Annotated in this window: 25 protein-coding genes; 21 read left to right on the top strand and 4 right to left on the bottom strand. The window is 69.4% G+C overall.

Annotation, left to right across the window (positions count from 1 at the left end; all coding sequences use genetic code 11):
• Nucleotides 1–113 precede the first annotated feature (113 nt).
• From sigE to SANBI_RS12625, 7 genes are all read left to right on the top strand, one after another.
• On the top strand, nucleotides 114–776 hold the full coding sequence (sigE, locus tag SANBI_RS12655; RefSeq protein WP_319155544.1) for an RNA polymerase sigma factor SigE: 663 nt from the start codon (nucleotides 114–116) through the stop codon (nucleotides 774–776).
• Nucleotides 773–1,768, top strand: a complete 996-nt coding sequence (locus SANBI_RS12650; RefSeq protein ID WP_319155541.1) for an anti-sigma factor family protein — start codon at nucleotides 773–775, stop codon at nucleotides 1,766–1,768. The genes sigE and SANBI_RS12650 overlap by 4 nt, the downstream gene beginning before the upstream one ends.
• On the top strand, nucleotides 1,765–3,429 hold the full coding sequence (locus SANBI_RS12645) for a trypsin-like peptidase domain-containing protein (RefSeq protein WP_319155539.1): 1,665 nt from the start codon (nucleotides 1,765–1,767) through the stop codon (nucleotides 3,427–3,429). Before SANBI_RS12650 ends, SANBI_RS12645 begins: the two co-directional genes overlap by 4 nt.
• A 2-nt stretch (nucleotides 3,430–3,431) precedes the next feature.
• Nucleotides 3,432–3,974: a twin-arginine translocase TatA/TatE family subunit gene (locus SANBI_RS12640; RefSeq protein WP_319155536.1), complete on the top strand. Its 543-nt coding sequence runs from the start codon at nucleotides 3,432–3,434 to the stop codon at nucleotides 3,972–3,974.
• Between the two features lie 42 nt (nucleotides 3,975–4,016).
• On the top strand, nucleotides 4,017–5,045 hold the full coding sequence (gene trpS / locus SANBI_RS12635) for a tryptophan--tRNA ligase (protein WP_319155534.1): 1,029 nt from the start codon (nucleotides 4,017–4,019) through the stop codon (nucleotides 5,043–5,045).
• The gene (locus SANBI_RS12630; protein WP_319155532.1) at nucleotides 5,042–5,584 is read left to right on the top strand and encodes a 2'-5' RNA ligase family protein; all 543 of its coding nucleotides are present in this window, start codon (nucleotides 5,042–5,044) and stop codon (nucleotides 5,582–5,584) included. Before trpS ends, SANBI_RS12630 begins: the two co-directional genes overlap by 4 nt.
• An 89-nt stretch (nucleotides 5,585–5,673) precedes the next feature.
• A complete protein-coding gene (locus tag SANBI_RS12625; protein WP_319155531.1) occupies nucleotides 5,674–6,882 on the top strand; it encodes a YihY/virulence factor BrkB family protein in 1,209 nt (402 codons plus the stop codon).
• A 189-nt stretch (nucleotides 6,883–7,071) separates the two neighbouring features.
• On the opposite strand, the gene SANBI_RS12620 is transcribed toward SANBI_RS12625, so the two are convergent.
• The 4 genes from SANBI_RS12620 to sdhC are packed head-to-tail and all read right to left on the bottom strand — an operon-like array spanning nucleotide 7,072 to nucleotide 10,548.
• On the bottom strand, nucleotides 7,072–7,836 hold the full coding sequence (locus SANBI_RS12620) for a succinate dehydrogenase iron-sulfur subunit (RefSeq protein ID WP_056129534.1): 765 nt from the start codon (nucleotides 7,834–7,836) through the stop codon (nucleotides 7,072–7,074).
• Nucleotides 7,836–9,674, bottom strand: a complete 1,839-nt coding sequence (gene sdhA / locus SANBI_RS12615; protein WP_319155528.1) for a succinate dehydrogenase flavoprotein subunit — start codon at nucleotides 9,672–9,674, stop codon at nucleotides 7,836–7,838. The genes SANBI_RS12620 and sdhA overlap by 1 nt, the downstream gene beginning before the upstream one ends.
• Before the next feature lie 44 nt (nucleotides 9,675–9,718).
• The gene (locus SANBI_RS12610) at nucleotides 9,719–10,168 is read right to left on the bottom strand and encodes a succinate dehydrogenase hydrophobic membrane anchor subunit (protein WP_319155526.1); all 450 of its coding nucleotides are present in this window, start codon (nucleotides 10,166–10,168) and stop codon (nucleotides 9,719–9,721) included.
• Entirely contained in the window at nucleotides 10,168–10,548 is a 381-nt protein-coding gene (gene sdhC / locus SANBI_RS12605) for a succinate dehydrogenase, cytochrome b556 subunit (RefSeq protein WP_082543810.1), read from the bottom strand. The genes SANBI_RS12610 and sdhC overlap by 1 nt, the downstream gene beginning before the upstream one ends.
• Before the next feature lie 285 nt (nucleotides 10,549–10,833).
• On the opposite strand from sdhC, the gene SANBI_RS12600 reads away from it, so the two are divergent.
• The 14 genes from SANBI_RS12600 (at nucleotide 10,834) to SANBI_RS12535 (ending at nucleotide 24,977) form a co-directional block, all read left to right on the top strand.
• Nucleotides 10,834–11,958: a mannose-1-phosphate guanylyltransferase gene (locus SANBI_RS12600; protein ID WP_319155524.1), complete on the top strand. Its 1,125-nt coding sequence runs from the start codon at nucleotides 10,834–10,836 to the stop codon at nucleotides 11,956–11,958.
• 106 nt (nucleotides 11,959–12,064) lie between these two features.
• Complete coding sequence (locus tag SANBI_RS12595) at nucleotides 12,065–12,412, top strand: DUF6507 family protein (protein ID WP_319155522.1); 348 nt, start codon at nucleotides 12,065–12,067, stop codon at nucleotides 12,410–12,412.
• Nucleotides 12,409–14,019, top strand: a complete 1,611-nt coding sequence (locus SANBI_RS12590) for an alpha/beta hydrolase (RefSeq protein ID WP_319155520.1) — start codon at nucleotides 12,409–12,411, stop codon at nucleotides 14,017–14,019. The genes SANBI_RS12595 and SANBI_RS12590 overlap by 4 nt, the downstream gene beginning before the upstream one ends.
• A gap of 47 nt (nucleotides 14,020–14,066) precedes the next feature.
• On the top strand, nucleotides 14,067–14,624 hold the full coding sequence (locus SANBI_RS12585; protein ID WP_319155518.1) for an LppA family lipoprotein: 558 nt from the start codon (nucleotides 14,067–14,069) through the stop codon (nucleotides 14,622–14,624).
• 143 nt (nucleotides 14,625–14,767) lie between these two features.
• The gene (locus SANBI_RS12580) at nucleotides 14,768–15,973 is read left to right on the top strand and encodes an amidohydrolase (protein ID WP_319155516.1); all 1,206 of its coding nucleotides are present in this window, start codon (nucleotides 14,768–14,770) and stop codon (nucleotides 15,971–15,973) included.
• A gap of 195 nt (nucleotides 15,974–16,168) precedes the next feature.
• Nucleotides 16,169–17,260, top strand: a complete 1,092-nt coding sequence (locus tag SANBI_RS12575) for a BMP family lipoprotein (protein WP_319155514.1) — start codon at nucleotides 16,169–16,171, stop codon at nucleotides 17,258–17,260.
• Nucleotides 17,261–17,369: 109 nt separating this feature from the next.
• Nucleotides 17,370–18,935 (top strand): ABC transporter ATP-binding protein, encoded by a 1,566-nt coding sequence (locus SANBI_RS12570; RefSeq protein ID WP_319155512.1) that lies wholly within the window; start codon nucleotides 17,370–17,372, stop codon nucleotides 18,933–18,935.
• Nucleotides 18,932–20,191 (top strand): ABC transporter permease, encoded by a 1,260-nt coding sequence (locus tag SANBI_RS12565; protein WP_319155510.1) that lies wholly within the window; start codon nucleotides 18,932–18,934, stop codon nucleotides 20,189–20,191. The genes SANBI_RS12570 and SANBI_RS12565 overlap by 4 nt, the downstream gene beginning before the upstream one ends.
• Nucleotides 20,188–21,465: an ABC transporter permease gene (locus SANBI_RS12560; protein ID WP_319155508.1), complete on the top strand. Its 1,278-nt coding sequence runs from the start codon at nucleotides 20,188–20,190 to the stop codon at nucleotides 21,463–21,465. Before SANBI_RS12565 ends, SANBI_RS12560 begins: the two co-directional genes overlap by 4 nt.
• A 3-nt stretch (nucleotides 21,466–21,468) precedes the next feature.
• Nucleotides 21,469–21,906 (top strand): cytidine deaminase, encoded by a 438-nt coding sequence (locus SANBI_RS12555; protein ID WP_319155506.1) that lies wholly within the window; start codon nucleotides 21,469–21,471, stop codon nucleotides 21,904–21,906.
• 157 nt (nucleotides 21,907–22,063) lie between these two features.
• Nucleotides 22,064–23,404 carry a thymidine phosphorylase gene (locus SANBI_RS12550; protein WP_319155503.1) on the top strand — a complete coding sequence of 447 codons (1,341 nt, stop codon included), beginning with the start codon at nucleotides 22,064–22,066 and terminating at the stop codon, nucleotides 23,402–23,404.
• 132 nt (nucleotides 23,405–23,536) lie between these two features.
• Nucleotides 23,537–23,908: a YidH family protein gene (locus tag SANBI_RS12545; RefSeq protein WP_179913948.1), complete on the top strand. Its 372-nt coding sequence runs from the start codon at nucleotides 23,537–23,539 to the stop codon at nucleotides 23,906–23,908.
• Nucleotides 23,908–24,255 carry a hypothetical protein gene (locus tag SANBI_RS12540; protein ID WP_319155500.1) on the top strand — a complete coding sequence of 116 codons (348 nt, stop codon included), beginning with the start codon at nucleotides 23,908–23,910 and terminating at the stop codon, nucleotides 24,253–24,255. Before SANBI_RS12545 ends, SANBI_RS12540 begins: the two co-directional genes overlap by 1 nt.
• Nucleotides 24,252–24,977: a hypothetical protein gene (locus SANBI_RS12535; RefSeq protein ID WP_319155498.1), complete on the top strand. Its 726-nt coding sequence runs from the start codon at nucleotides 24,252–24,254 to the stop codon at nucleotides 24,975–24,977. Before SANBI_RS12540 ends, SANBI_RS12535 begins: the two co-directional genes overlap by 4 nt.
• The last annotated feature ends 185 nt before the right edge of the window (nucleotides 24,978–25,162 follow it).

The raw sequence follows: 25,162 nt of genomic DNA, 5'->3' as shown, positions 1-25,162 counted from the left end.
ATCGTACCGTCGAGACAGGACGCCGTGCCGTGAGCGCGCCGTCTCCTGTGCGAAGCAGGTGAAGGTTCATGCACCGGTGCGACACGCGGGCTCCGCCCTGGGACACTAGAGGGGTGCACGAACCCCACGACCATCCCACGCCCGAGGCCACGGGCACCGCAGCAGTCGACCCGGGCTGGCAGCCGCCCAGCTGGGAGTCGGTCGTGCGCGACCACTCCGCGCGCGTCTACAGGCTCGCGTACAGGCTGACGGGCAACCAGCACGACGCAGAGGACCTCACGCAGGAGGTCTTCATCAGGGTCTTCAGGTCGCTGAGCAGCTACACGCCAGGGACCTTCGAGGGCTGGCTGCACCGCATCACGACCAACCTGTTCCTCGACCAGGCGCGCCGGCGCCAGCGCATCCGCATGGACTCGATGGGTGACGACTCCTCGACGTACCCCGCACGCGGTGAGCTCTACGACCCCGTCCGCGGCTACGAGCACGCCAACCTCGACCACGACGTGCAGCGCGCCCTCGACGCGCTCGCCCCCGAGTACCGTGCCGCGGTCGTGCTGTGCGACATCGAGGGCCTCTCCTACGAGGAGATCGCGGTCACCCTGGGCATCAAGCTCGGGACCGTCCGCTCCCGCATCCACCGCGCCAGGTCCCAGCTGCGGCTGGCCCTCGCGGACCGTGCCCCGCACCGGCGCGTCGTCGCTGGTGAGGACCCGACCTCTGCGGACGACGCCTTCGTGATGCACGGCGGTGCGAGGGCAGCAGGCGGAGCTGCGTGAGCGCGCACCTCGGCGAGTGGGTGAGCGCCCTCGTCGACAACCAGCTCGGCCTGGCCGACCGCGAGCGGTGCCTCGCGCACGTGGCAGCCTGCCCGCAGTGCGCTCGTGAGGTCGACGAGGCGCGGAGCGCGCGCCGCACGCTCTCCCTCGGCATCGCCGACGTCGAGCCCGCCCCAGACTTCATGAGCCGACTGCTGGCCATGTCGGAGCCCGCCGCGCCCGCGGCCGGCGAGGAGGTCGGCTTCGACACGGCAGGTGGCGGTGAGCAGCGGTCCTCCGACGCGTCCAGCCTGGTCCCGCACGAGCCGCTCCCACCCCGCTGGCGTGCGCTGTGCGGTGACGTCGAGCCGAGGGGGGCGCGACGCGGACGTGCGGTCGTCGCGCTGATCCTCGGCAGCAGCATGGTGGCCGTCAGCCTCTTCACGCTGGGCGACCGGCCAGTCGTGGCACCCGACCGACAGCAGAACGACGCGCTCTCGGCGCTCGCAGCAGCCGCCCAGCTCCGAACCTCCGACGACCTCGTGGTCGACACGGCCTCGGGTGTCCTGGCCGACAGCCCGGGCTCGGGCGCGGACGACCACGAGGTCCTCGAGTGGATGTCGCAGCAGGGCTGGCCACGACCAGAGAGCCTGCCGGATGCCGTGACAGTCCAGGCGCTGCGCTTCACAGGAGCCGACGAGGACGTGCTCGAGGTCGACCTCGAGACGCCTTTCGGCGACGTGGTGGTCCGTGAGCAGCACGGCCGGCTCGACCAGGACAAGGTCTCAGACCTCAGGACCCTCGACGCAGGTGGGGCGCCGGTCTACGTGGTCTCGGAGTCACCCCTGCACCTCGTGTGGCAGTCGTCGGACACCGTGGTCGACCTCGTGGCGCCCGGCTCTCTCGACGACGTGCTACAACTTGTGTCGACCTTCCCGGTCGACGAGTACGACGCGGGATTCCAGGCGCGCGTCGGGCGTGGGTGGACGACACTGACAGGAGTGCTCTCGTGACAGGTCCGAGCACAGACGACCACGGCAGCCACGACCACGGCGCAGACGACGACCGCGCGGACGGCCACGGCGCTGACCCCCGCAGCGACGGCGAGCCGGCCGCCCCGACCAGGGCGGTCCCGCCGGTCCCGCTGCCCCCCGCGCACGCCGCTCCCTCGTACACCCCAGGTCAGGAGGGTGCACAGGCCCGGGTCGACCACTCGCGCTATGCGCCACCAGGGACTGGATCGACAGCCGGCGCAGCACAGCAGCCCCAGGCTTCCGCGGACGACCGCGCTCGTGAGGCCGACCGTGCGGCGGTAGCCTCCGAGGCGCACGCGGGCAGCGAAGGCCCGGGGGCTCCGTCTACGTCCGAGGCGGTCCTCGAGGGGCAGCCGTCCGTGCCAGCACCTGCTCCGGTGACAGACCCGCTCGGTCCGCCGTCCTACGCTCCGGGTGCGACCCCGAGCGCCCACTGGTTCGACCAGGCACGGGCTGACCAGGCCGACCAGGCCGGCCACGAGAAGCCTGCTGAGGCCTCGACGGTCTCGGGATGGCCGGCCACCGACGGACCGCACGGTCGTCGACGAGGTCTCGGCGCTGCTGCGGTGACGGGGCTGCTCGTCGGGGCTCTGCTGCTGGGCGCCGTCGGCGGGGTCGTCGGAGAGCGCGTGTGGGACTCGGTCTCCGGTCCGTCGTCCCAGCCGCTGCCCACGGTCTCGGCGGACCCGAGCATCACGAGGCCTGACGGATCGATCGCGGACATCGCGGCGACCGTCGCGCCCAGCGTGGTCTCCCTCTACGTGTCGGGTCCCGACGGTCAGTCGACGGGCTCGGGTTTTGTCATCCGGGAGGACGGCTACATCCTCACCAACAACCACGTGATCGCGGGTGCGGTCGGGAACGGCGAGATCCGGGTGACCTTCGTCGACGGCTCTGAGTCGACAGCGACCCTCATCGGGCGCACGGCCGACTACGACCTCGCGGTCGTCAGGGTGGACCGCGAAGACCTGGTCCCGCTGGTGCTCGGAGACTCTGAGGCCGTGGCCGTCGGCGACCCGGTCATCGCGATCGGCGCACCGCTCGGGCTGGACGGCACCGTCACCTCGGGGATCATCAGCGCCCTCAACCGGCCGGTGTCCGCGGGCGACGTGACAGACCAGGCCTTCATCAACGCTCTCCAGACAGACGCAGCGATCAACCCGGGCAACTCGGGTGGCCCGCTCGTGGACGCCTCGGGTCAGGTGATCGGCATCAACTCCGCGATCGCCCAGCCGCCGGGCACCCTCACGAGTGCCGGGAACATCGGGCTCGGTTTTGCCATCGGCTCCAACCAGGCGCGACGCACGGCCCAGGAGATCATCGACACGGGCTCCGCGAGCTATCCGATCATCGGTGTGCTGCTCGACTCCTCCTACGACGGTGAAGGCGTGCAGGTGGTCCAGGACGCCCAGGGCGGGCAGGAGCCTGTCACCCCGGGCGGCCCGGCCGAGGCCGCAGGCCTCGCGCCCGGCGACGTGATCCTCTCGGTCGACGGACGCCCGGTGACCCAGTCCGACGAGCTGATCGTCGCGATCCGCGCGAAGGCCCCTGGAGACACCGTCGTGCTGAAGGTACGCTCGGGCGATGACGAGCGAGACGTGTCGATAGTGCTCGACAAGGCGACGAGCGGCGAGGGCTGACGGTGTTCGGAATCAACGGCGGAGAGGCCATCATCATCTTGGTGGTCGCCATCCTGGTGATCGGGCCCGAGCGCCTGCCCAAGTACGCCGAGCAGCTCGCGGGGCTCGTCAAGCGCGCCCGGGTGCTCATGGCGGACGCCAAGGAGAAGGTCAGCGAAGAGCTCGGACCTGAGATCACCGACGTCGACTGGGCCCAGCTCGACCCCCGTCGTTACGACCCGCGCCGGATCGTGCGTGACGCGCTCCTCGACGACACGCCCCCCACGCCCAAGACACCGCCGAAGATGTCGAAGACCCCGAACCCCACGAAGGCCCCCGGTGCGCCGGCCCCTGCTGGCGGCGCGGGCTCGGAGAGCGCAGGCGCCCAGGCTGCCGAGACCGCCGTCGGCGCGGCGACGGCTGCTGCTGCGGTCGCGAGCGCGGCGGTGCGTGCTGAGCGTCCGTCCGACGCCCAGACGGCCCAGGCTGGAGCCGCCCGGTGGCCCGAGCCGCAGCCCGTCCTGGCTGCCGGGGAGGCCGCGCCCTTCGACACCGAGGCGACCTGATCGCGATTCGGTAAAGGCCGTGCTTCCTGCCAGAATGAGCAGATGGCCAACGACGTGCAGCGCCCCCGGATCTTGTCGGGCATGCAACCTACGGACGACTCGCTCACCCTCGGCAACTACATCGGTGCCCTGACGCAGTGGGTGGCTCTCCAGGACTCGTACGACACGCTCTACATGATGGCGGACCTCCACGCCCTCACGGTGAACCCGGAGCCCGCACGGCTGCGTGAGCGCACGCGCCGCACCCTTGCCCAGTACCTCGCGGGCGGGGTGGACCCGGAGCGCTCGACGCTCTTCGTCCAGTCGCACGTCCCTGAGCACGCCGAGCTCGCGTGGATCCTGTCGTGCCAGACCGGCTTCGGCGAGGCCAGCCGCATGACGCAGTTCAAGGACAAGGCTGCGAAGCAGGGCACCGACGGCACGACCGTCGGCCTCTTCACCTACCCGGTCCTCATGGCGGCCGACATCCTGCTCTACGACGCGGAGCGTGTGCCCGTCGGCGAAGACCAGCGTCAGCACCTGGAGATCACCCGGGACATCGCCGAGCGTCTGAACACGCGCTTCGGGCACGACACCGTCGTGGTCCCCGAGCCGCACATCGTCAAGGCCGTCGCCAAGATCTACGACCTGCAAGAGCCCACCTCGAAGATGAGCAAGTCGGCCACCGGCAAGGGCACCATCTGGCTGCTGGACGACCCGAAGGTCTCGGCCAAGCGCATCAAGTCGGCCGTCACGGACGACGAGGCCGTGGTCCGCTACGACCCGGCCACCAAGCCCGGGGTCTCGAACCTGCTGACGATCTTCTCGGCGCTCACGGGCCGCACCGTCGCCGACCTCGAGACCGAGTACGCGGACAAGCAGTACGGGCACCTCAAGGTGGACCTGGCCGAGGCCGTCGTCGAGTTCCTCACGCCGTTCCAGGAGCGTGTGGACTCGTACCTGTCCGACCCCGCCGAGCTCGACAGGGTGCTCGCTGCCGGGGCGCAGAAGGCCCGCGAGATCGCGAGCACGACGCTCGCCCGCGTCTACGACAGGGTCGGGCTGCTCCCCGCATCGGGGTCGCGGTCGTGAACCTGCCCGAGCGGCTGGGAGACCAGCGACGTATCGGCGTCTCGATCGAGATCCCTGCGCCCTTCGGGGCGCAGCTCCAGGAGGCGCGCCGCAGGGCTGGCGACCCGCTCGCCGACCTCATCCCGCCGCACATCACGATCCTCGGCCCGACGGTCCTGGACCCGGACCTGATGCCTGCTGTCGACACCCACCTCGCGGCTGTCGCGGCGTCTGCGGAGCCTTTTGTCGTCAGGCTGCGCGGCAGCGGGACCTTCCGTCCGGTGTCACCCGTGGTCTTCGTCCAGGTGGCCCAGGGGATCGCCGAGTGCGAGTCTCTCGAGTCGCGTGTCCGGTCGGGGCCGCTCGCCCAGGATCTCCGCTTCAACTACCACCCGCACGTCACCGTCGCGCACGAGGTGCCCGACGACGCTCTCGACGCTGCCTTCGAGGCTATGGCGGGCTACGAGGCGACCTTCACCGTCGACGCCGTCTCGCTGTTCGAGCACGGCGACGACAGCGTCTGGCGTCCTGTGCACGCCTTCCCGCTCGGCACCGCCTAGGGACCTCGAAGGACCTCTCAGGACCTCGAGAGGGCCCGGCCGTCCTGCCCCCGGATGCCGCTGAGCAGCCGACCTCATAGGCTCTGCTGGTGACCACCACCTCGAAGGACATCAGACGACCGGGGGAGGTCGCGACGGCGGAGCCGCCCGAGCAGGACCTCGAAGCGTCCGGCACGGCCCCGCGCGCGGACGGAGGAGACGAGCGCAAGGACTCCGCCCAGAGCCCCAGCCTCGTGGAGCGCGTGCAGGTCGTCCTCGCCTGGTGGAAGACCACCCGCCTCGCGCGTGCTCTCGCCCGCTACGGGCAGGTCAACGGCGCGCTGCTCTGCGGCGGGATCGCCTACTCGGCCATCTTCTCCGTCTTCGCGGGGCTGACCATCGGGTTCACGGTGTTCATGAGCGTCCTCGGCTCGAACGACGAGCTGCTCGACTCGGTCATCGAGTCGGTGAACTCCGCGCTGCCCGGCATGCTGCAGACGACTCCCGGCGACGAGACGACAGGCCTGATCAGCCCAGACTCCCTCGTCACCTCCACCTCGCTGAGCGTGGCGAGCATCGTCTCGGTCGTCGTGCTGCTCGTCTCGGCGATCTCGTGCATGGGCGCCGTCCAGGTGTCCGTCCGCGCGATGTTCGGCCTGCCGCCCGGAGTGGGCAACCCGGTGCTGGTCAAGCTGCGTCAGCTGGGCGGGTTCGTGGTCATCGGGATCGCGGTCCTGGCCTCGGCCGTGATCGGCATCGTGGTCGGCTCGGTGAGCACCTGGGTCCTCGACCTCCTCGGGCTGGAGGGCACCGGACGCTTCTTCCTGCCCGTCCTCGGGCTCGCGGTCGCCTTCCTCGTGGATGTCGCCACCTTCGTGCTTATCGTCCGCCTGCTGTCTGCTGTGCACCCCCCGCGCCGCGACCTGCTGCTGGGCGCTGTGGTGGCTGCTGTGGGCTTCGGTGTCATCAGGTTCCTGGGGACCTCCGTGGTCGCGAGCAGCGCGAGCACCAACCCTGTCCTGGCGTCCTTCGCAGCGATCGTCACGCTGCTCATCTGGATCAACCTGTCGGCGAGGATCTTGCTGACGGCCGCGGCGATCAGCGCAGACCTCCCGCTCGAGCTCCTCGAGAAGGTCTCGGACGTCGAGGCTGCCGAGCAGGCGATCGAGCGCGCGAGGGCCGGCGAGACAGAGTCCGCGACACCCGCCGAGGAACGTCGCGTGCAGGTGCAAGCCGCGTCGCTGACCGTGAGGCGCCGTCTGGTGACCCTCGCTGCCGCCGGTGTCGGCGGGTACCTGATCGGGCGCCGCCGCGGCTGAGCAGCGCAGCGCAGCGGCTGGTCGTGGCAGACTCCGCGGTTCCGGGGCAGGGTCCGCCCCGGAGTGGAAGGCACGCCCGGTCCAGCGACCGGGGACGGCCGCGAGAGCACACAGACACGCAGAAGAGGTCGGCACCCGTGGGTGCCGACCTCTTCTGCGTGCTCTGGCGCGCTCTGCGCGTGACAGGCCTTAGAAGGCGCGGGTGATCATCGCCCGCTTGACCTCCTGGATCGCCTTCGTGACCTCGATGCCTCGGGGGCAGGCCTCGGTGCAGTTGAAGGTCGTGCGGCAGCGCCACACGCCTTCCTTGTCGTTGAGGATCTCGAGGCGCTGCTCGGCACCCTCGTCACGCGAGTCGAAGATGAAGCGGTGCGCGTTGACGATCGCCGCAGGGCCGAAGTACTGGCCGTCGGTCCAGAACACCGGGCAGGACGACGTGCACGCGGCGCACAGGATGCACTTGGTGGTGTCGTCGAAGCGCTCGCGCTGCTCGGCGGACTGGCGACGCTCGCCCGAGGGCTGGTTCCCCGTGGTGATGAGGAAGGGCATGATCTCGCGGTAGGAGGCGAAGAACGGCTCCATGTCGACCACGAGGTCCTTGATCACCGGCAGGCCCTTGATGGGCTCGACGAGGATCGGCTTGTCGGGGTTGACGTCCTTGAGGAGCGTCTTGCAGGCCAGACGGTTGCGCCCGTTGATGCGCATGGCGTCAGAGCCGCAGATCCCGTGCGCGCACGAGCGGCGGAAGGTGACCGATCCGTCGTGCTCCCACTTGATCTTGTGGAGGGCGTCGAGCACACGGTCTGTGCCGTGCGCGGTGACGGTGAACTCGTCCCAGTACGCCTCCTCGCCGTGCTCGGACTCGGGGGAGTAGCGGCGGACCTTGAGGGTCACCTCGAAGCTGGGGATCTCCGGGACCGCGGAGGCGGGGGCCTCGTCGATGGTGGCAGTCATCAGTACTTACGCTCCATGGGCTCGTACCTGGTCTGGACGACGGACTTGCCGCCGAGCATGACCTTGTAGGTGTCGAAGACGCTCTGCTCCGAGAAGACGCCCTCGGTGCCGTCGACGCTCTCGACCGTGGCCGAGTCGTCGAGCGGGCGCCTGTACGCCATCGTGTGCAGCATGAACTTCTCGTCGTCGCGGTCGGGGAAGTCCTCGCGGAAGTGACCGCCGCGGGACTCCTTCCGGTTGAGGGCCCCGATGACGACGACCTCGGCGATGTCGAGGAGGAAGCCGAGCTCGAGGGCCTCGAGCAGGTCGGTGTTGAACAGACGGCCCTTGTCCTGGACCGAGACGTTCTTGTAGCGGTCCTGGAGGGTGCGGATGTCCGCCAGGCAAGTGCGCAGCGAGTCTTCGGTGCGGAACACCTGGGCGTTCGCGTCCATGGTCTCCTGCAGCTCGCGACGGATGTCGGAGACCCGCTCGCCGTTGGGACGGCCGCGCATCTCGTCGAGGGTCGCGATCACCGAGTCGGCAGCGTCCTCGGGGAGGTCGCGGAAGGTCGCGGTCTTGGCGTAGGCGGCGGCCGTGCGGCCGGCGCGCTTGCCGAAGACGTTGATGTCGAGGAGCGAGTTGGTGCCCAGACGGTTGGAGCCGTGCACGGACACGCAGGCCACCTCGCCGGCCGCGTAGAGACCGCGGACGACGTCGGTGTTGTTGCGCAGGACCTCGGCGTCGACGTTGGTCGGGATGCCGCCCATCGCGTAGTGCGCGGTCGGGTAGACCGGCACGGGCTCGGTGTAGGGCTCGATGCCGAGGTAGGTCCGGGCGAACTCGGTGATGTCCGGGAGCTTCGCGTCGATGTGCGCGGGCTCGAGGTGGGTCAGGTCGAGCAGGACGTAGTCCTTGTTCGGCCCGGCACCGCGGCCCTCGCGGACCTCGTTGGCCATCGACCGGGCGACGATGTCACGCGGCGCGAGGTCCTTGATGGTCGGGGCGTAACGCTCCATGAAGCGCTCACCGTCACCGTTGCGCAGGATCCCGCCCTCACCGCGGGCGGCCTCCGAGAGGAGGATGCCCAGGCCGGCCAGACCTGTCGGGTGGAACTGGAAGAACTCCATGTCCTCGAGGGGGAACCCGCGGCGCAGAGCGAGGGCCATGCCGTCACCGGTGAGGGTGTGGGCGTTCGAGGTCGTCTTGTAGATCTTCCCGGCGCCGCCGGTCGCGAAGATGATCGCCTTGGCCTGGAAGATGTGGATCTCGCCCGTGGCGAGGTCGTAGGCGACGACGCCTGTCGCGTTGACCTCTTCGCCGTCGGGCACGTGCCCGGCCGAGAGGTCGTGGTCGACGATGAGGTCGAGGACGTAGAACTCGTTGAAGAACTCCACGTCCTGCTTGACGCAGTTCTGGTACAGCGTCTGCAGGATCATGTGACCGGTGCGGTCAGCGGCGTAGCAGGAGCGGCGGACCGCGGCCTCGCCGTGGTTGCGCGTGTGGCCGCCGAAGCGCCGCTGGTCGATCTTGCCCTCGGGGGTCCTGTTGAAGGGCAGGCCCATCCGCTCGAGGTCGAGGACCGCGTCGATGGCCTCCTTCGCCATGATCTCGGCGGCGTCCTGGTCGACCAGGTAGTCACCACCCTTGACCGTGTCGAAGGTGTGCCACTCCCAGTTGTCCTCCTCGACGTTGGCGAGGGCGGCGCACATGCCGCCCTGCGCCGCACCGGTGTGCGAGCGGGTGGGGTAGAGCTTGGAGATCACGGCAGTTCGGACTTCGCCGGATGCCTCCAGGGCCGCGCGCATGCCTGCGCCGCCGGCGCCGACGATCACGACGTCGTACTGATGGGTCTGCATCGGGGTCGATGCCTCCTCGAGGCGAGTGTGAGGTGTGGGTGCTACTAGCTGCAGAACGACGCGACGAGGTCGGCGGGGGCGCCGGCCGGGCACGGTTCGAAGGTGAAGATCACGAGGGTGCCGAGCACCGTCGTGGCCACGAAGGCTGTGTAGAGGGCGATCTTGAGCCACATCCGGACGAGGGGGCGCTCGGCGTAGTCGTTGATGATCGTGCGGACACCGTTGGTGCCGTGCATCATCCCCAGCCACAGCATGAGCAGGTCCCAGATCTGCCAGAAGGGCGAGGCCCACTTGCCACCCACGAAGGCGAAGTCGATGGCGTTGACGCCATCGCCCACCATGAGGTTGACGAAGAGGTGCCCGAAGATCAGCACGAGCAGGACGACGCCCGATCCGCGCATGAACACCCAGCCGTAGAGCTCGAAGTTCGAGCGCGTCGACTTCTGACGCTTGTAGTTGTCGCGCGGGTCGGCGATGGCCGGTGCGGAGCTCATCAGTTACCCCCGAAGACGTGCATGAGGTGACGGGGCAGGAATCCTGCCATGGTCACGACGAACAGACCGATGACGACCCACAGCATCACGCGCTGGTACTTGGGACCCTTGACCCAGAAGTCCACCAGGATGATGCGGATACCGTTGAAGGCGTGGAAGACGATGGCGGCCACGAGGCCGGCCTCGCCGAGACCCATGATGGGCGTCTGGTACGTCCCGATCACGGCGTTGTAAGCCTCGGGGGACACACGGACGAGGGCCGTGTCGAGGATGTGGACGAGCAGGAAGAAGAAGATCAGCACGCCGGTCACGCGATGCGCGACCCACGACCACATGCCTTCGCGGCCGCGGTACAACGTGCCGGCAGGTGCACTGGGCACTGAGCGCCTCCTGTGGCGAGTCAGGGGGGCGGAACTGGCGAGTCCGGGGCTCCCGTTGTGGTGCCGGGCATCGTTACCTGGCGCCGTCTGTCGCTGTCCACTCTAGTGAAAGAACTGTGGTGGTGCGGTCCGTCGCGCCCCCGCACGGAGCACTGGTGCCCCGAATGTGATCTATCTCTCTCTGCGAGACGAGCCGGTCGAGGGCCCCGTGGCGAACAGTGCAGACCGCTGCAGGTCCTGCGCGCAGCGCCGTCGAGGTGCGACGCGGGTCACTATGCTCGGACTATGTCATCTCCGTCGAGCCCCAGCACCCCGTTCTACGCCGTGATCCCCGCAGGCGGAGCCGGGACCCGGCTCTGGCCGCTGTCCAGGGCCGACGATCCGAAGTTCTTGCACGACCTCACAGGGTCCGGCCGTTCGCTCATCCAGGCGACGGTCGACAGGGTCGCTCCGCTGACGGTCCAGGACGGCATCGTCGTCGTGACAGGCACAGCCCACGCACCGAAGATCGCGGCCCAGCTGCCCGACCTCCCGGCCGAGAACATCCTCACCGAGACCTCTCCGCGCGATTCCATGGCGGCGATCGGTCTCGCGGCCGCCGTGCTGCAGGAGCGCCACGGCGACGTGGTGCTCGGGTCCTTCGCCGCCGACCAGGTCATCGCAGGGCGGGACGCCTTCGAGCAGGCCGTCCGTGAGGGCATCGCGGCAGCAGAAGAGGGCTACGTGGTGACCATCGGGATCGCCGCCTCCCGGCCGTCGACAGCCTTCGGCTACATCCACGGGGGAGAGCCCCTCGGGCTCGCCGGTGCGCCGAGCGCGCGTCACGTGCTCGGATTCACCGAGAAGCCTGACGCGCTGACTGCCAAGCGGTATCTCGCGACGGGGGAATACCGCTGGAACGCGGGCATGTTCATCACGCGCTCGTCTGTGCTTCTCGCGCACCTCGCCGAGCAGCGTCCCGAGCTCCACGACGGCCTGCGGACCATCGCCGCGGCCTGGGACACCCCTGAGCGTGACGCTGTCGTGGCAGAGGTGTGGCCCGGCCTCGAGAAGATCGCGATCGACCACGCCGTCGCCGAGCCTGTCGCCACCAAGGGTGGGGTGGTCGTGGTGCCCGGGACCTTCGGCTGGGACGACGTCGGCGACTTCAACTCCCTCGCTGCTCTGCTCCCGTCCGAGGACGGGTCGGGCTCGAAGGTCCTCGGCGACCCTGGCCTGGTGATCCGCGTGCAGAGCGCCGGGTCTGTCGTCGTGCCTGGCGGCAAGCGCGTGGTGACGGTGCTCGGGCTCGACGACGTGGTCGTCGTCGACACCCCCGACGCACTCCTCGTCACCACGCGTGCCCGCGCGCAGCAGGTGAAGGAGATCGTCACCGAGCTGCACGACCGAGGGCTCGACGAGCTGCTGTGACCGACTGGCCGCGAGGGGGCCATGGTCGGTCATCCACACCCTGACTACCCAAATGCCCGAATCCTGCTAAGGTCCCTCAAACGGACATTCGGGATCAGGGGGCGGCATGGGTGTGGGATGGCGGATCGACAGCGCGGGCGTAGACGAGGTGATCGCGCGCACCGACGCCGACGCCAGGTCGCTGAGCAGTGAGATCGGGACGGTCACCGCGACCCTTGAGCAGGTGATCGTGCAGCTGGACGACGTGGTCGGTGCCGCGCTCCGGCGGTTCGACGAGCGGTGGCACGAGTCGGCTGAGGCTGTCGATCGCAGGACCGTCGCCGTGGTCGAGACGGCGCGGGCCGTGGTCCGGGACCATCTCTCGACGGACGAGGAGATGGCGGGCGGCTTCCGTCGCGAGCTGGGGGGCGATGAGGCTACCGGCAGCCGCTTCGCCCCGAGGGTCACGCCATGACCAGGGCCTCTGTCGTCGGACTGCGCGAGGGTGATTTCTTGGCTCTGGACGCGTCGGCGATCTCCGACGGATCCGTGGACCTGCGCCGAGCCGCTGGACGCGTCGGTGATGACGGCGCACAGGTGTCGAACGGCTGGAGAGCCCTGACGGACGTCTACCAGTCGCCGGCCGCACCGGGGCTCGTCACGGCGATGGAGCCTGTCGGGCAGATTGCCTCTGAGATGTCTGGGGCGATGCGGTCGGCCACCATCGCCCTCGACGACTACGCCCGAGCCATCAGCTCGCTGCAGGCCAGGCACCGCTCTGTCGCTGCCGATGCGGGAGTCTTCTCGCGAGCGGCAGCCGCCAGCCCCGACTGGCGGATCGAGCCCACGCTCCGCGCTCAGCAGTCGTCGCTCCAGCGGTCTGTGGCGACCTTGGAGAGCGACTTCGACGACGCGCGACAGCAGTGCGTCGCTGTGCTCGACGGGATCGTGGCTCCGGCCGTCCAGACCACGGGCTCCTTCGCGAGCCAGGGGCAAGGGCCAGAGGGAGAAGGTAGGCCGGGAGACGGTTGGTGGGATCCTCGGCACCTGTTCACGAGCTCGTCACTCGACGCCATGTCTCCTGCCGAGGTGAACGCGTGGTGGACCGGCCTGTCACCAGCGGCGCAGGCGACGTACCTCACGACCTCGCCGCAGATGATCGGCGGGCTCGACGGTCTCCCTGCCGCCGTCCGCGACGTGGCCAACCGTTCGAGGCTCGATCGCGAGCTTGCTCGCCTGACGGCGGAGCGTGACGCGATGGGGTTCTTCGAGCGCAACGTGTCGGACCGCAGGCGCAGCGACGAGCTCAACGAGCGGATCGACGCGATCGCCTCTGTCAGAGCTGTGCTCGATCGCGGGGGCCGCCAGCTGCTGCACTTCGACATCACTGGTCCGGAGGTGCTGGCAGCCGTGGCTATCGGTGACGTCGACAAGGCGAAGTACGTCGGGATTCTGGTCGGTGGGCTGACCACAAATGTGGAGAGTGGTCTGGCGAAGATGGATTCTGGAGCGGAGCGTCTGCGGGATAAGTCGAGGTCTGTCGGCAAGGCTCAAGCCTCGGAAGTCGCAACTGTCTCCTGGCTCGCCTACGCGGCTCCGCCTGAGTTTCTCGATGCCGCGAATCCCGCTTTCGCAAGGGCAGGCGAGGCGGACCTGCGGTCCTTCACCACGGGCCTGAGTGCGTCTAACGGACATCCTCCGAGTGAGGTGACCATGACTTTGGGGGTGCACTCCTACGGCACGTTGGTCGGAACGCTCGCCACTCAGACAGACGACGGTCAGGTTGACAGTATTGTCGCCTACGGGTCGCCGGGGATCGCGAAGACACTTCCGGACGATGTCGATCGCTACTGGATGAGGAACGATGACGACCCTATCCGGGCGGTTGTCAATAGCGGTTGGTACAAGTATCAGCCACATATGGCTGACGGGTGGGTCGAACTCGGCACCGCGGCCGCGGACCCAGACGGGACGAGGCTCACCCAGGGGGTAGGGCACGACTATCTCGACAAGGGGACCACGACGCTCCACAACCTCGCGGCCGTGGTGATGGGCCTCCCAGAGCGGACGGTTCTCCGATGAGAGGGCGTGAGGCGAATCCCCGTCGGTCCCGCCGCGGGGTTGGTGTCGTGGCGGGTGTGCTCAGTGTTCTTCTGGTTTGGGGAGGAGTGGAGCTAGTGAGGGATGCACGTGAACTGCAGGGCTACGGAGACCCGTCTGCTCGGGAGGTCGACGAGGCACTTCAAGAAATGAGGCACCGGTCCCCCTTCGAGGAGATGCAGGGTAGCTCGTCAGCCCTCCTGGGTGAGATTCGCTCGGCGCTCGAAGGGGAGTTTGGGTCGATAGTCTGGCAGTACGACCCGGTGGAGAATGGTGTTCTGGGGTGCACGAACGCCGAAAGTGAGAACTCTGGCGCTCGGTCCGAAAATGCGAGGGCCTTGGGAGCGGTCTCTTTGGATGGCGCTCAGACCGAGCGGGCGATCGATATCGTTTCGACAGTTGCTCGTGAGAACGGATTCGCCCGCACGTCGCGGGTGGTTGATGGGACTGGCGATCAGTACATCGATCTGTCAACGGAGCGCGGCGGGCGTGTCACCTTGGTGACGGGAGACCCCATCGGGATCTCCGTGTCCACGGACTGCTTCCTTACTGCTGAGCGCCTCGCAGAGCTGCAGAGCGACGACTGATGTCCTTGGACCTGAGCCTTCCCACGGTGCCAACAGAGTGCGGGCACCGTGGGAAGGCTCACTGAAGAGGCTGCAGTCGACGCGCAGGACCGCAGAGCGGTCGTCCCCATCGCTCCGACCGCCGTCGGGGATAACCTCGACCGGTGAGCACCTCTGGAACCCTCGTGTCTGCCGACCGCATTGCCACCCTGACCCAAGGCCTGTACGACGAGCTCGTGGCGATCCGGCGGGACATCCACGCGCACCCCGAGGTGGCGCGCACCGAGACCCGGACGACCGCCCTCGTCGCGGACCGGCTGCGGGCCGCCGGCCTCGAGCCGCGGATGCTCACGGGGACCGGCCTCACCTGTGACATCGGTCCGACGCCGGCCGAGAGCGGGCACCGTCGCCTGGCTCTGCGCGCCGACATCGACGCGCTCCCTCTGGTCGAGACGACAGGTCTGCCCTTCGCCTCGACCACTCACGGGGTCGCGCACGCCTGCGGGCACGACGTCCACACGACTGTCGTCCTCGGCGCTGGGCTTGTCCTCGCAGCGCTCCACGAGGCCGGGCAGCTCGAGCGGCCCGTCCGTCTGATCTTCCAGCCCGCCGAGGAGGTCCAGCCCGGGGGAGCGCTCGACCTGCTCGAGCAGGGTGTCCTCGAGGGTGTCGAGGAGATCTACGCGGTGCACTGCGACCCGAAGATCGATCTCGGGACCATCGGCTCGCGCATCGGCCCGATCACCTCGGCCTCCGACGAGGTCACCGTGACGCTGTCGTCGAGCGGTGGGCACACGTCGCGCCCGCACCTCACCGGTGACGTGGTCTTCGCCCTCGGGCAGGTCATCACCCAGGCGCCCGCTGTCCTCGGGCGCAGGCTCGACCCGCGCTCAGGGGTCAACCTCACCTGGGGGGCCGTGCACGCGGGCCAGGCGCACAACGCGATCCCGACGACCGGCACCGTCCGCGGCACCCTGCGCTGCCTCGACGGACGTGCGTGGGAGCACGCAGCCCAGGTGATGCACGACGCCCTCGAGCAGATCTGCGCCCCCTACGGCGTCGACGTCGACGTGGTGCACCAGCGCGGCGTGCCGCCTGTCGAGAACGACGAGCGCTGCACGACCGCTCTCGAGGCCGCAGCCCGCGAGATGATCGGCCCGCAGTCCGTCCAGCTGACCGAGCAGTCCCTCGGCGGTGAAGACTTCGCCTGGTACCTCACCAAGATCCCTGGAGCACTCGCGCGGCTCGGGACACGCACGCCCGGAGGCCACACCTACGACATCCACCAGGGCGACATGCAGGTGGACGAAGGGGCCATCTCGCACGGCGTCGCGATGCTCGCCCGGGTGGCGCTGACCGGCCGAGCCTGAGTGTTCCGGATGCGGGCTGGTTTGCAGTTTGGTAACGAAGGGTCGGTGTGACCTCCCGGTAACACTCTGTTAACCGATCGACCACTAGTGTGCGTGTCACCAAGGGTCGTCCGGGCCCACCTGCGTGCTGCAACGGCGCCCATGTAGGTGGACCCGTCCGGAACGGCTCCTCGACAAGAACACCAGGAGTTCCACGTGAAGAGAGTTGTTCAGCTCGCAGCGGTCACGGCCGCCGCTGCTCTGGTCCTGTCCGCCTGCGGTGACGCACCCGAGGACGACGCGACCAGCGGCGCCGCAGCCGAGGGTGGCTCGGACTTCAAGGCCTGCATGGTCTCCGACCAGGGCGGCTTCGACGACAAGTCCTTCAACGAGTCGGGCTTCAACGGCCTCGCCGCCGCGCGCGACGCGCTCGGCATCGAGGTCGCGACCCAGGAGTCGCAGAACGAGTCGGACTTTGCGCCGAACATCGACAACCTCGTCACCGGCAACTGCAACATCATCGTCACGGTCGGGTACCTGCTCGGCACCGCGACCGGTGACGCTGCCACGGCCAACCCGGACACCGAGTTCGCGATCGTCGACTCGACCGCCGCAGACGCCGACGGCGCTCCGATCGAGCTCCCCAACGTCAAGCCGCTGAGCTTCAACACCGCTGAGGCTGCTTACCTCGCGGGCTATGTCGCAGCAGGCATGACCGAGACGGGGACGGTCGCCACCTACGGCGGCGTCCAGATCCCGACGGTCTCGATCTTCATGGACGGCTTCGTCGACGGCGTCGCCAAGTACAACGAGGACAACGGCACCGACGTCAAGACCCTCGGCTGGGACAAGGAAGCGCAGAACGGCTCCTTCACCGGTGACTTCGAGGACCAGTCCAAGGGCCAGCAGCTCACGCAGACCTTCATCTCCTCCGGCGCGGACATCATCATGCCCGTGGCTGGTCCGGTCGGCGCGGGTTCGCTCGCCGCTGCTGAGGACGCCGAGGGCGTCTCGGTCATCTGGGTCGACTCCGACGGTGCGCTCCTCAACCCGGACTCGGCTGACGTCATCCTCACCTCCGTGCTGAAGCAGATCAGCACCGCTGTCGAGGACGTCATCACCGCTGCCTCCGAGTCCTCCTTCTCGCCCGAGCCGTACGTCGGCACGCTCGAGAACGGCGGCGTGGACATCGCCGAGTTCCACGAGTTCGACAGCAAGGTCCCGCAGGAGCTCAAGGACCAGGTCGACGCACTCCGTGAGGACATCATCAACGGGACGATCGTGGTGGAGTCCCCGAGCGCCCCGTGACGTACCCCTGAACGACCGGCCAAGCCGGCCCGACGCACGTCGGGCCGGCTTGGCCTCTTCTGGTCTACTGTCGCTGGCAGGTTGTCGGCGCGCTTGAAGGAGAACGCACGTGAAGTTGGAACTGCGAGGGATCACCAAGTCCTTCGGTCCGCTCGTCGCGAACGACCACATCGACCTGGTCGTCGAAGAAGGGCAGGTCCACGCCCTCCTCGGGGAGAACGGTGCCGGCAAGAGCACACTCATGAACGTCCTGTTCGGCCTGTACCAGGCCGACTCGGGCGAGATCGTCGTCGACGACACCCCTGTCGACTTCCGAGGACCGGGCGACGCGCTGCGCGCAGGGATCGGCATGGTGCACCAGCACTTCATGCTGGTGCCCGTGTTCACCGTCGCCGAGAACGTCATGCTCGGCAGCGAAGACACGAAGGCCGGGGGATTCCTCGACCTCGAGTCCGCACGCCGCCGGGTGCGCGAGCTGTCAGACAGGTTCGGCTTCGGCCTGGACCCCGACGCCGTCGTCGAGGACCTCCCTGTCGGAGTCCAGCAGCGTGTCGAGATCGTCAAGGCCCTGGCCCGCGAGGCCAAGGTGCTCATCCTGGACGAGCCCACCGCGGTGCTCACCCCGCAGGAGACTGACGAGCTCATCGAGATCATGCGTCAGCTCAAGGCTGCCGGCACGTCCCTCGTCTTCATCACCCACAAGCTCCGTGAGGTCAAGGCTGTCGCCGACGTCATCACGGTCATCCGCCGCGGCAAGGTCGTGGGCTCTGCCGAGCCGACAGCCTCCGAGGGCGAGCTCGCCTCGCTCATGGTCGGCCGCGCCGTGTCCCTCGGTCTCGACAAGGCTCCCGCGACGCCGGGGGAGCGCACCTTCGTCGTCGACCACCTCACCGTGCTGTCCGCGACAGGTCAGGCCGTCGTCGACGACGTGTCCTTCGACGTCGCCCAGGGCGAGATCGTCGCGATCGCCGGTGTCCAGGGCAACGGCCAGACCGAGCTGTCCGAGGCGATCCTCGGGCTGCAGCCCGTCGCCGCCGGGACCATCACCCTCGACAGCCGCGACATCGCCGGCCTGAGCCCTGACAAGGTGCTGCACGCCGGTGTCGGCTTCGTCCCCGAGGACCGCAAGGTCGACGGGCTCGTCCTCGACTTCTCCGTCGCCGAGAACCTCGTGCTCGACCTCTACGACAAGGCGCCCTACGCCAAGGGCATCGCGCTCGACCTCACGGCGATCCGCAAGAACGCCGAGAAGCGCATCGACGAGTTCGACATCCGCACGCAGGGTCCCGGTGAGCACGTCGGACGCCTCTCGGGCGGCAACCAGCAGAAGGTCGTGCTCGCCCGCGAGCTCTCCCGTCCGCTCAAGCTGTTCATCGCGAGCCAGCCGACACGTGGTGTCGACGTCGGCTCGATCGAGTTCCTGCACCGCAGGATCGTCCAGGAGCGTGACAACGGCACCCCTGTGATCATCGTGTCGACCGAGCTCGACGAGGTCGTCGAGCTCGCCGACCGCATCGCCGTCATGTACCGCGGCAGGATCATCGGCATCGTCCCCTCCACCACCCCCCGCGACGTCCTCGGCCTCATGATGGCCGGCGTCCCGCACGACGAGGCGCTCGCCCAGGCCACAGCCACGCCGGCACCTCGAGACGACCAGACAGGGAAGACCCAGTGAACGACCAGCGCACCGATCCCGAGAAGGGCGGCCCCGCCGCTCCACCGGCGAAGGACGTCGAGCAGCCGACCGCTGCGACCGGGGGCCGCGCCGCCCAGGTCTTGCGCGAGGTGACCACCGGTGGGTTCGGGGTGACAGTCCTGGCCTTCGTGCTGGCCCTCGTCATCGGCGGACTCCTCATCATCGCCGTCGACCCTGACGTCCGTGACACGGCGAGCTACATCTTCGCCCGGCCCGCCGACTTCTTCGGCGCCGCGTGGTCGTCGGTCAGCGACGCCTACACCGCGATGTTCCGCGGGGCCGTCTTCAACTACGACGCCCCCTCGGCTGCGCGCGCCCTGCGCCCGCTCACCGAGACCATGACCGTCGCGACGCCGCTCATCATCGCCGCGCTCGGCGTGGCTGTCGGCTTCCGCGCCGGCCTGTTCAACATCGGCGCCCAGGGGCAGGTCCTCATGGGCGCGGCCATCGGTGGCTACATCGGCTTCACCTGGTCGCTCCCGCCCGTCCTGCACCTGCTGCTCGCGATCATCGGCGGAATCCTCGCCGGAGGTGTGTGGGCTGGTGTGGCCGGGTTCCTCAAGGCCCGGACCGGTGCGCACGAGGTGATCGTCACGATCATGCTCAACTACATCGCGCTGTACCTGGTGGCCTACCTGCTCACCACGTCGTCCTTCACGCGTGAGGGCTCCAACCAGCCCAAGAGCCCCGGTATCCGGGAGAACGCCCAGCTGCCGCTGCTGCTCGGCGACCAGTTCCGCCTGCACGCCGGGTTCCTCGTCGCGATCCTCGCCGCGGTCTTCGTGTGGTGGCTCATGACGCGCTCGACGTGGGGCTTCCGCTTCCGCGCCGTCGGGTCCAACCCGAGCGCCGCGCGGACTGCCGGCATGGCGGTCTCGTCGTCCTTCGTCCTCGTCATGGTCGTCTCGGGTGCCCTCACCGGCCTCGCCGGGGCCGTCCAGGTCCTCGGGACCGAGAAGGCACTGACCGGCGGTATCGCCGGGTCGATCGGCTTCGACGCGATCACCGTCGCGCTGCTCGGCCGCTCCAAGCCCCTCGGGATCTTCTTCGCAGGTCTGCTCTACGCGGGCCTCAACGTCGGTGGCCGTGCGATGGAAGGTGCGACGGGTACGTCGATCAACATCGTCCTCGTCATCCAGTCCCTCGTCGTCCTCTTCATCGCGGCGCCGCCGCTGATCCGTTCGATCTTCCGGCTCCCGATCCAGCCTGCTCTCACGAAGGGTGCCAGCGCATGACCGCCACCGACGTCCTGGTCGGCGACGTGTCGACCGTGAGTGCGAAGCGCGCCTACAGGCTGCCCATCGTGCTCGGGGCCTTCGGCCTCCTGTCGCTCGTCGTCTTCGGTCTCCTCGGGCCCGCCGGCGCGACGACCACCTTCGGTCTGTCGACCTCGACGGACTTCGTGACCTTCGACCCCGTCGAGCTGCCGACCCGCACCACGGCTGTGATCCTCTCGGTCGTCGCGCTGCTGCTCGCCGCCTACTCCTACCTGCGGGTCCGTCAGGGCCTCAAGGTCGGCACCTGGGTGACGGGGCTGTTCGGGGTCCTCTGGGTCCTCACCTTCCTGGTGTGGGCCGTGGCCGACAAGAGCACCTCTCTCGTCAGCCTGCTGCAGGGCTCGCTCCTGCTCGCCGTGCCGCTCGCCTTCGGTGCGCTCGGCGGTCTGCTCAACGAGCGTGCCGGCGTGGTCAACATCGCGATCGAGGGACAGCTCCTCACAGGCGCCTTCGGTGCCGCGGTGCTCGGGTCCGTCACCGGCAACGCGTACCTCGGGCTCATCGCGGCACCTGTCGCAGGTCTGCTCATCGGCTCGATGCTCGCACTCTTCACCGTCAAGTACTCGGTCAACCAGATCATCGTCGGTGTGGTGCTCAACGTCTTCGCGGTGGGTCTGACGAGCTTCTTGTTCAGCTCGGTCCTCAAGGAGAACGCGGCGACCCTCAACTCGCCTCCGCGCCTGCCGTCCCTGCCGATCCCGCTGCTGTCCGAGATCCCGATCCTCGGCCCGGTGCTGTTCCGCCAGTCGATCATCGTCTACCTGCTGTACATCGCCGTCGCGGTCATCGCGGTCGCGCTGTTCCGCACCCGCTGGGGCCTGCGTGTCCGCGCGGTGGGGGAGTACCCCCAGGCTGCTGACACCGTCGGCATCAACGTCAACAAGATGCGCTGGGGCAACGTGCTCCTCGGCTCGGCCGTCGCCGGCCTCGGTGGGGCGTTCTTCACGCTCGGCTCGGTCGGTGCCTTCGGCCAGGAGATGACGGCGGGCAAGGGCTACATCGCGCTCGCCGCGATGATCCTCGGCCGCTGGTCCCCGGTCGGCGCCCTCGGCGCCGCGCTGCTGTTCGGCTTCGCCGACAAGCTGCAGCAGGTGCTCGGTGTCCTCGAGACGCCGATCCCCAACCAGTTCATGCTCATGCTCCCGTACATCGTGACGATCTTCGCGGTCGCCGGCCTCGTCGGCCGTGTGCGGGGACCGGCTGCGGCCGGCGAGCCCTACGTGAAGGGCTGAGGCATGACCACCGAGACCGCTGGCTCGACCACGAGCCGAGAGATCGACTGGGAGTCCCTGCGCGGGGCTGCCCGCGAGATCATGTCCAAGGCCTACGCGCCCTACTCGAAGTTCCCCGTCGGCGCGGCCGCACTGGTGGACGACGGACGGGTCGTCACGGGCTGCAACGTGGAGAACGCCGCCTACGGCGTCGTGCTCTGCGCCGAGTGCGGGCTCGTCTCCTCGCTCGTCGCCTCGGGCGGAGGGCGCCTCGTCGCCTTCACCTGCGTCGACGGGCACGGGAACACCCTCATGCCCTGCGGTCGGTGCCGCCAGCTCCTGTGGGAGCACGGCGGACCGTCGCTGCTCGTCGAGACGATGCGCGGCATCGTCCCCATGAGCGAGGTGCTGCCCGACGCCTTCGGACCTGACGACCTCGTCACCCGGGCCGCCGACGCCTGAGCACGCTGCGGGCGGCGTCCAGCCTGGACGCCGCCCGCACCCGTCCCCCGGGACGAACCGCACGACCAGCAAGACGAGCACGACCAGCACCACGAACACGCAGCGCCTGACCTGCGCCACACAGGGTCGTCCCGCCCACCGGCGGACAGCCCGACCGATGAACGGAGCCACCCACGTGCCACTCACCGAGGACACCCAGCGCAAGGCCGAGGCCTTCGACGCCGTCGACGTCATCCGCGTCAAGCGCGACAAGGGCACGCTGACCCCCGAGCAGATCGACTGGGTCATCGACGCGTACACCCGCGGCGTGATCGCCGAAGAGCAGATGGCAGCCCTCAACATGGCGATCCTGCTCAACGGCATGGACCGCGAGGAGATCTCCCGCTGGACCGCAGCCATGATCGCCTCGGGCGAGCGCATGGACTTCTCCGCGCTGTCGCACCCGACCTCCGACAAGCACTCGACGGGTGGCGTCGGCGACAAGATCACGCTCCCGCTCGCACCGCTGGTCGCGGTCTTCGGCGTGGCGGTCCCACAGCTCTCGGGCCGCGGTCTCGGGCACACCGGCGGCACGCTCGACAAGCTCGAGTCGATCCCCGGGTGGCGCGCGGCGCTCACCAACGACGAGATGATGCGCCAGCTCGAAGACGTCGGCGCCGTCATCTGCCAGGCCGGCTCGGGCCTCGCACCGGCCGACCGCAAGCTCTACGCGCTCCGTGACGTCACGGGGACCGTCGAGGCCATCCCGCTCATCGCGTCCTCGATCATGAGCAAGAAGATCGCCGAGGGCACCGGCGCCCTCGTCCTCGACGTCAAGGTCGGCACCGGCGCCTTCATGAAGGACGAGGCCTCCGCACGCGAGCTCGCCCGCACCATGGTCGACCTCGGCACCGACGCGGGAGTCCGCACCGTCGCGCTGCTCACCAACATGTCGACCCCGCTCGGCCTCACCGCGGGCAACGCCCTCGAGGTCCGCGAGTCGGTCGAGGTGCTCGCCGGTGGTGGCCCCTCCGACGTGGTCGACCTCACCGTCGCCCTCGCCGTCGAGATGCTCGCCGGTGCGGGCCGCGACGTCGCAGCGGACGAGGTCCGTGCTGCGCTGTCCGACGGCCGGGCGATGGACCGCTGGCGCGCGATGATCAGCGCTCAGGGCGGCGACGTCGACGCGACGCTCCCCGTCGCGACCGAGAACCAGCAGATCCTCGCCGAGAGCGACGGTGTGCTCACCGGGCTCGACGCCCTCGACGTCGGCATCGCGGCGTGGCGCCTCGGCGCCGGCCGTGCGCGCCGCGAGGACGCCGTCCAGGCAGGTGCCGGAGTCGAGATCCACGCCAAGCCCGGCGACCGCGTGGTCGCAGGCCAGCCGATCCTCACGCTGCACACCGACACCCCCGAGCGCTTCGACCGTGCTCTCGAGATCGCCCGTCACTCGATCACGGTCGAGGCCGAGCCCCGCGGTGACGTCCACCAGGACCTCATCATCGCCAGGATCGACTGAGCCGTGCCGCAGCGGCCCGACCAGCCTGAGCAGCCCCGACCGCCTGTGTGGTCGGGCGCCGCGGGCGAGCCTTTCTCCACGGGCGAGCCGGTCGCTGCGGATGAGCCGGTCCCAGCGACCGAGCTGGTCCCTGTGGAAGACCAGCGGCGTCCGCGCGCGGTGTACGGGGTCGGTGACGAGCCCGACGCCAGGTTCTCCCTCGCGAACGAGCGGACAGCGCTCGCGTGGGTGCGGACGGGGCTCGGGCTCGTCGCGGGCGGGGTCGCGCTGACCTCGCTCGCGACCTTTGCCGAGCTCACCGTGCTCCTCGACGTGATCGCCGCCGTCGCCTGCCTCGCCGGGGCGGCCGTCGCCGGCTACGGGTGGCGGACGTGGCGACGCAACGAGATCGCGCTGCGGACCGGCGCGCCGCTCCCGGCTCCCACCGCGCTCCCTGTGCTCGCCGGCGGGGTCGTGCTGATGGCCCTCGTCCTCGCGGGCTACGCCGTGGTGTCGGTCGTCTGATGCCGGCGCCGCACAGCGCCCGGCCCGACCTCTACGGCGCCCAGCCCGAACGGACGGCCCTCGCCTGGCAGCGGTCTCTGCTCAGCGTGCAGCTCGGTTCGGTGCTGCTGACCCTGACCGCCGTGCGAGAGCAGGCGTGGGTGCTCGTGATCCTCGGAGCCGCGCTCACCACGGCCGTGGGGTGGTGGTTGCTGGTCCGCGGACCGGCTCGCCAGAGCGTGGCGCGGCCGCGGCACGTGGGACGTCCTGGGCCGGCCGGGGGTCTCCTGAGGCTCGTCGTGGCGGTGTCGCTGCTCGGCACGCTCGGCGTCACGCTCGCGCTCTCTCGTGCCTTCGGTGCGCTGTGAGCAGCGGACGACCGCGCACGGGGCGGCAGCTCTCCGAGCTGCTCTACCTCTGCGGCGGCGGCAGGGCCGCGCTGCCGGCCGGTCCCGAGACGTCCGTGGTGCCGGATGACCGTCACGGCCGCGTGCGCGCCGTCGTCTCCTCGCTCGGCCCCCGAGGAGCCGTCCAGGTCGACGGCACGACCTGCGGCTCGGCTGCCCTCGTCGTCACCGCAGCGGCCGGTGACCACGACCTCGCACGTCGCCTCACGAACCCCGGTGCCTTCGACCTCGCCCAGCTCGCCGTGAAGGCGGCCAGCACCCGGCGCGCGCTCGCTGGTCTCAGGTGGCCCGGTGCCCTTGGCACCCCGCCGTGGTCAGCCGCGCAGGTCGCCCGGTACGGGGACCTCACGTACACCCACAGGCTCGTCGTCGACAGCCGTCCGTCGCAGAGCCTGCCGCTGATCGACCTCGCCGTGGCCTGGGCGCGCTCGGGCGTGCCCGTCCCGCTGTACACAGGGGGCGACACCATGACCGGGCTCGTGACGGCTGTGCCCCGGCACGTCGTCGTGCTCACCAGCCCGGACGGTCACGCCCTCGAGGTCTACGAGCCCAGCTCAGGGCGGCTCCACCCCGTCGACGAGGACGGCCTGCGCACCGGAGGCGGGCGGCGACCCGCCTACGGGGGGTGGTCGCACATCACGTGGGTCCTGCTGCCTGCCGGCCCGCAGCGGGCGCGGGGCTGACGAGCGAGACGCGTGCCCAGTCGGACTCGTGCGGCTCGCCGTCGATCGACTCGTGCGGCTCGCCGTCGATCGAACCTGCGCGGCTCGCCGCTGATCGAACCTGCGCGGCTCGCCGCGATCGAACCTGCGCGGCTCGCCGCTGTGGACGACGCCCTACGACCAGCCCCGCGACGGTACCGTGGGGG

This window comes from Sanguibacter biliveldensis, from assembly GCF_033798665.1.
GTDB lineage: Bacteria > Actinomycetota > Actinomycetes > Actinomycetales > Cellulomonadaceae > Sanguibacter > Sanguibacter inulinus.
The sequence above is the reverse complement of the archived record's forward strand: the minus strand, read 5'-3'. Positions and strand labels throughout refer to the sequence as shown.

What these genes read in the sequence shown, in the direction of transcription:
- trpS (WP_319155534.1), top strand. Translation starts at nt 4,017, where the DNA reads ATGGCCAACGACGTGCAGCGCCCCCGGATCTTGTCGGGCATGCAACCT.
- SANBI_RS12620 (WP_056129534.1), bottom strand. Translation starts at nt 7,836, where the DNA reads ATGACTGCCACCATCGACGAGGCCCCCGCCTCCGCGGTCCCGGAGATC.
- sdhA (WP_319155528.1), bottom strand. Translation starts at nt 9,674, where the DNA reads ATGCAGACCCATCAGTACGACGTCGTGATCGTCGGCGCCGGCGGCGCA.
- SANBI_RS12610 (WP_319155526.1), bottom strand. Translation starts at nt 10,168, where the DNA reads ATGAGCTCCGCACCGGCCATCGCCGACCCGCGCGACAACTACAAGCGT.
- SANBI_RS12600 (WP_319155524.1), top strand. Translation starts at nt 10,834, where the DNA reads ATGTCATCTCCGTCGAGCCCCAGCACCCCGTTCTACGCCGTGATCCCC.
- SANBI_RS12595 (WP_319155522.1), top strand. Translation starts at nt 12,065, where the DNA reads ATGGGTGTGGGATGGCGGATCGACAGCGCGGGCGTAGACGAGGTGATC.
- SANBI_RS12590 (WP_319155520.1), top strand. Translation starts at nt 12,409, where the DNA reads ATGACCAGGGCCTCTGTCGTCGGACTGCGCGAGGGTGATTTCTTGGCT.
- SANBI_RS12560 (WP_319155508.1), top strand. Translation starts at nt 20,188, where the DNA reads ATGACCGCCACCGACGTCCTGGTCGGCGACGTGTCGACCGTGAGTGCG.
- SANBI_RS12555 (WP_319155506.1), top strand. Translation starts at nt 21,469, where the DNA reads ATGACCACCGAGACCGCTGGCTCGACCACGAGCCGAGAGATCGACTGG.
- SANBI_RS12550 (WP_319155503.1), top strand. Translation starts at nt 22,064, where the DNA reads ATGAACGGAGCCACCCACGTGCCACTCACCGAGGACACCCAGCGCAAG.
- SANBI_RS12540 (WP_319155500.1), top strand. Translation starts at nt 23,908, where the DNA reads ATGCCGGCGCCGCACAGCGCCCGGCCCGACCTCTACGGCGCCCAGCCC.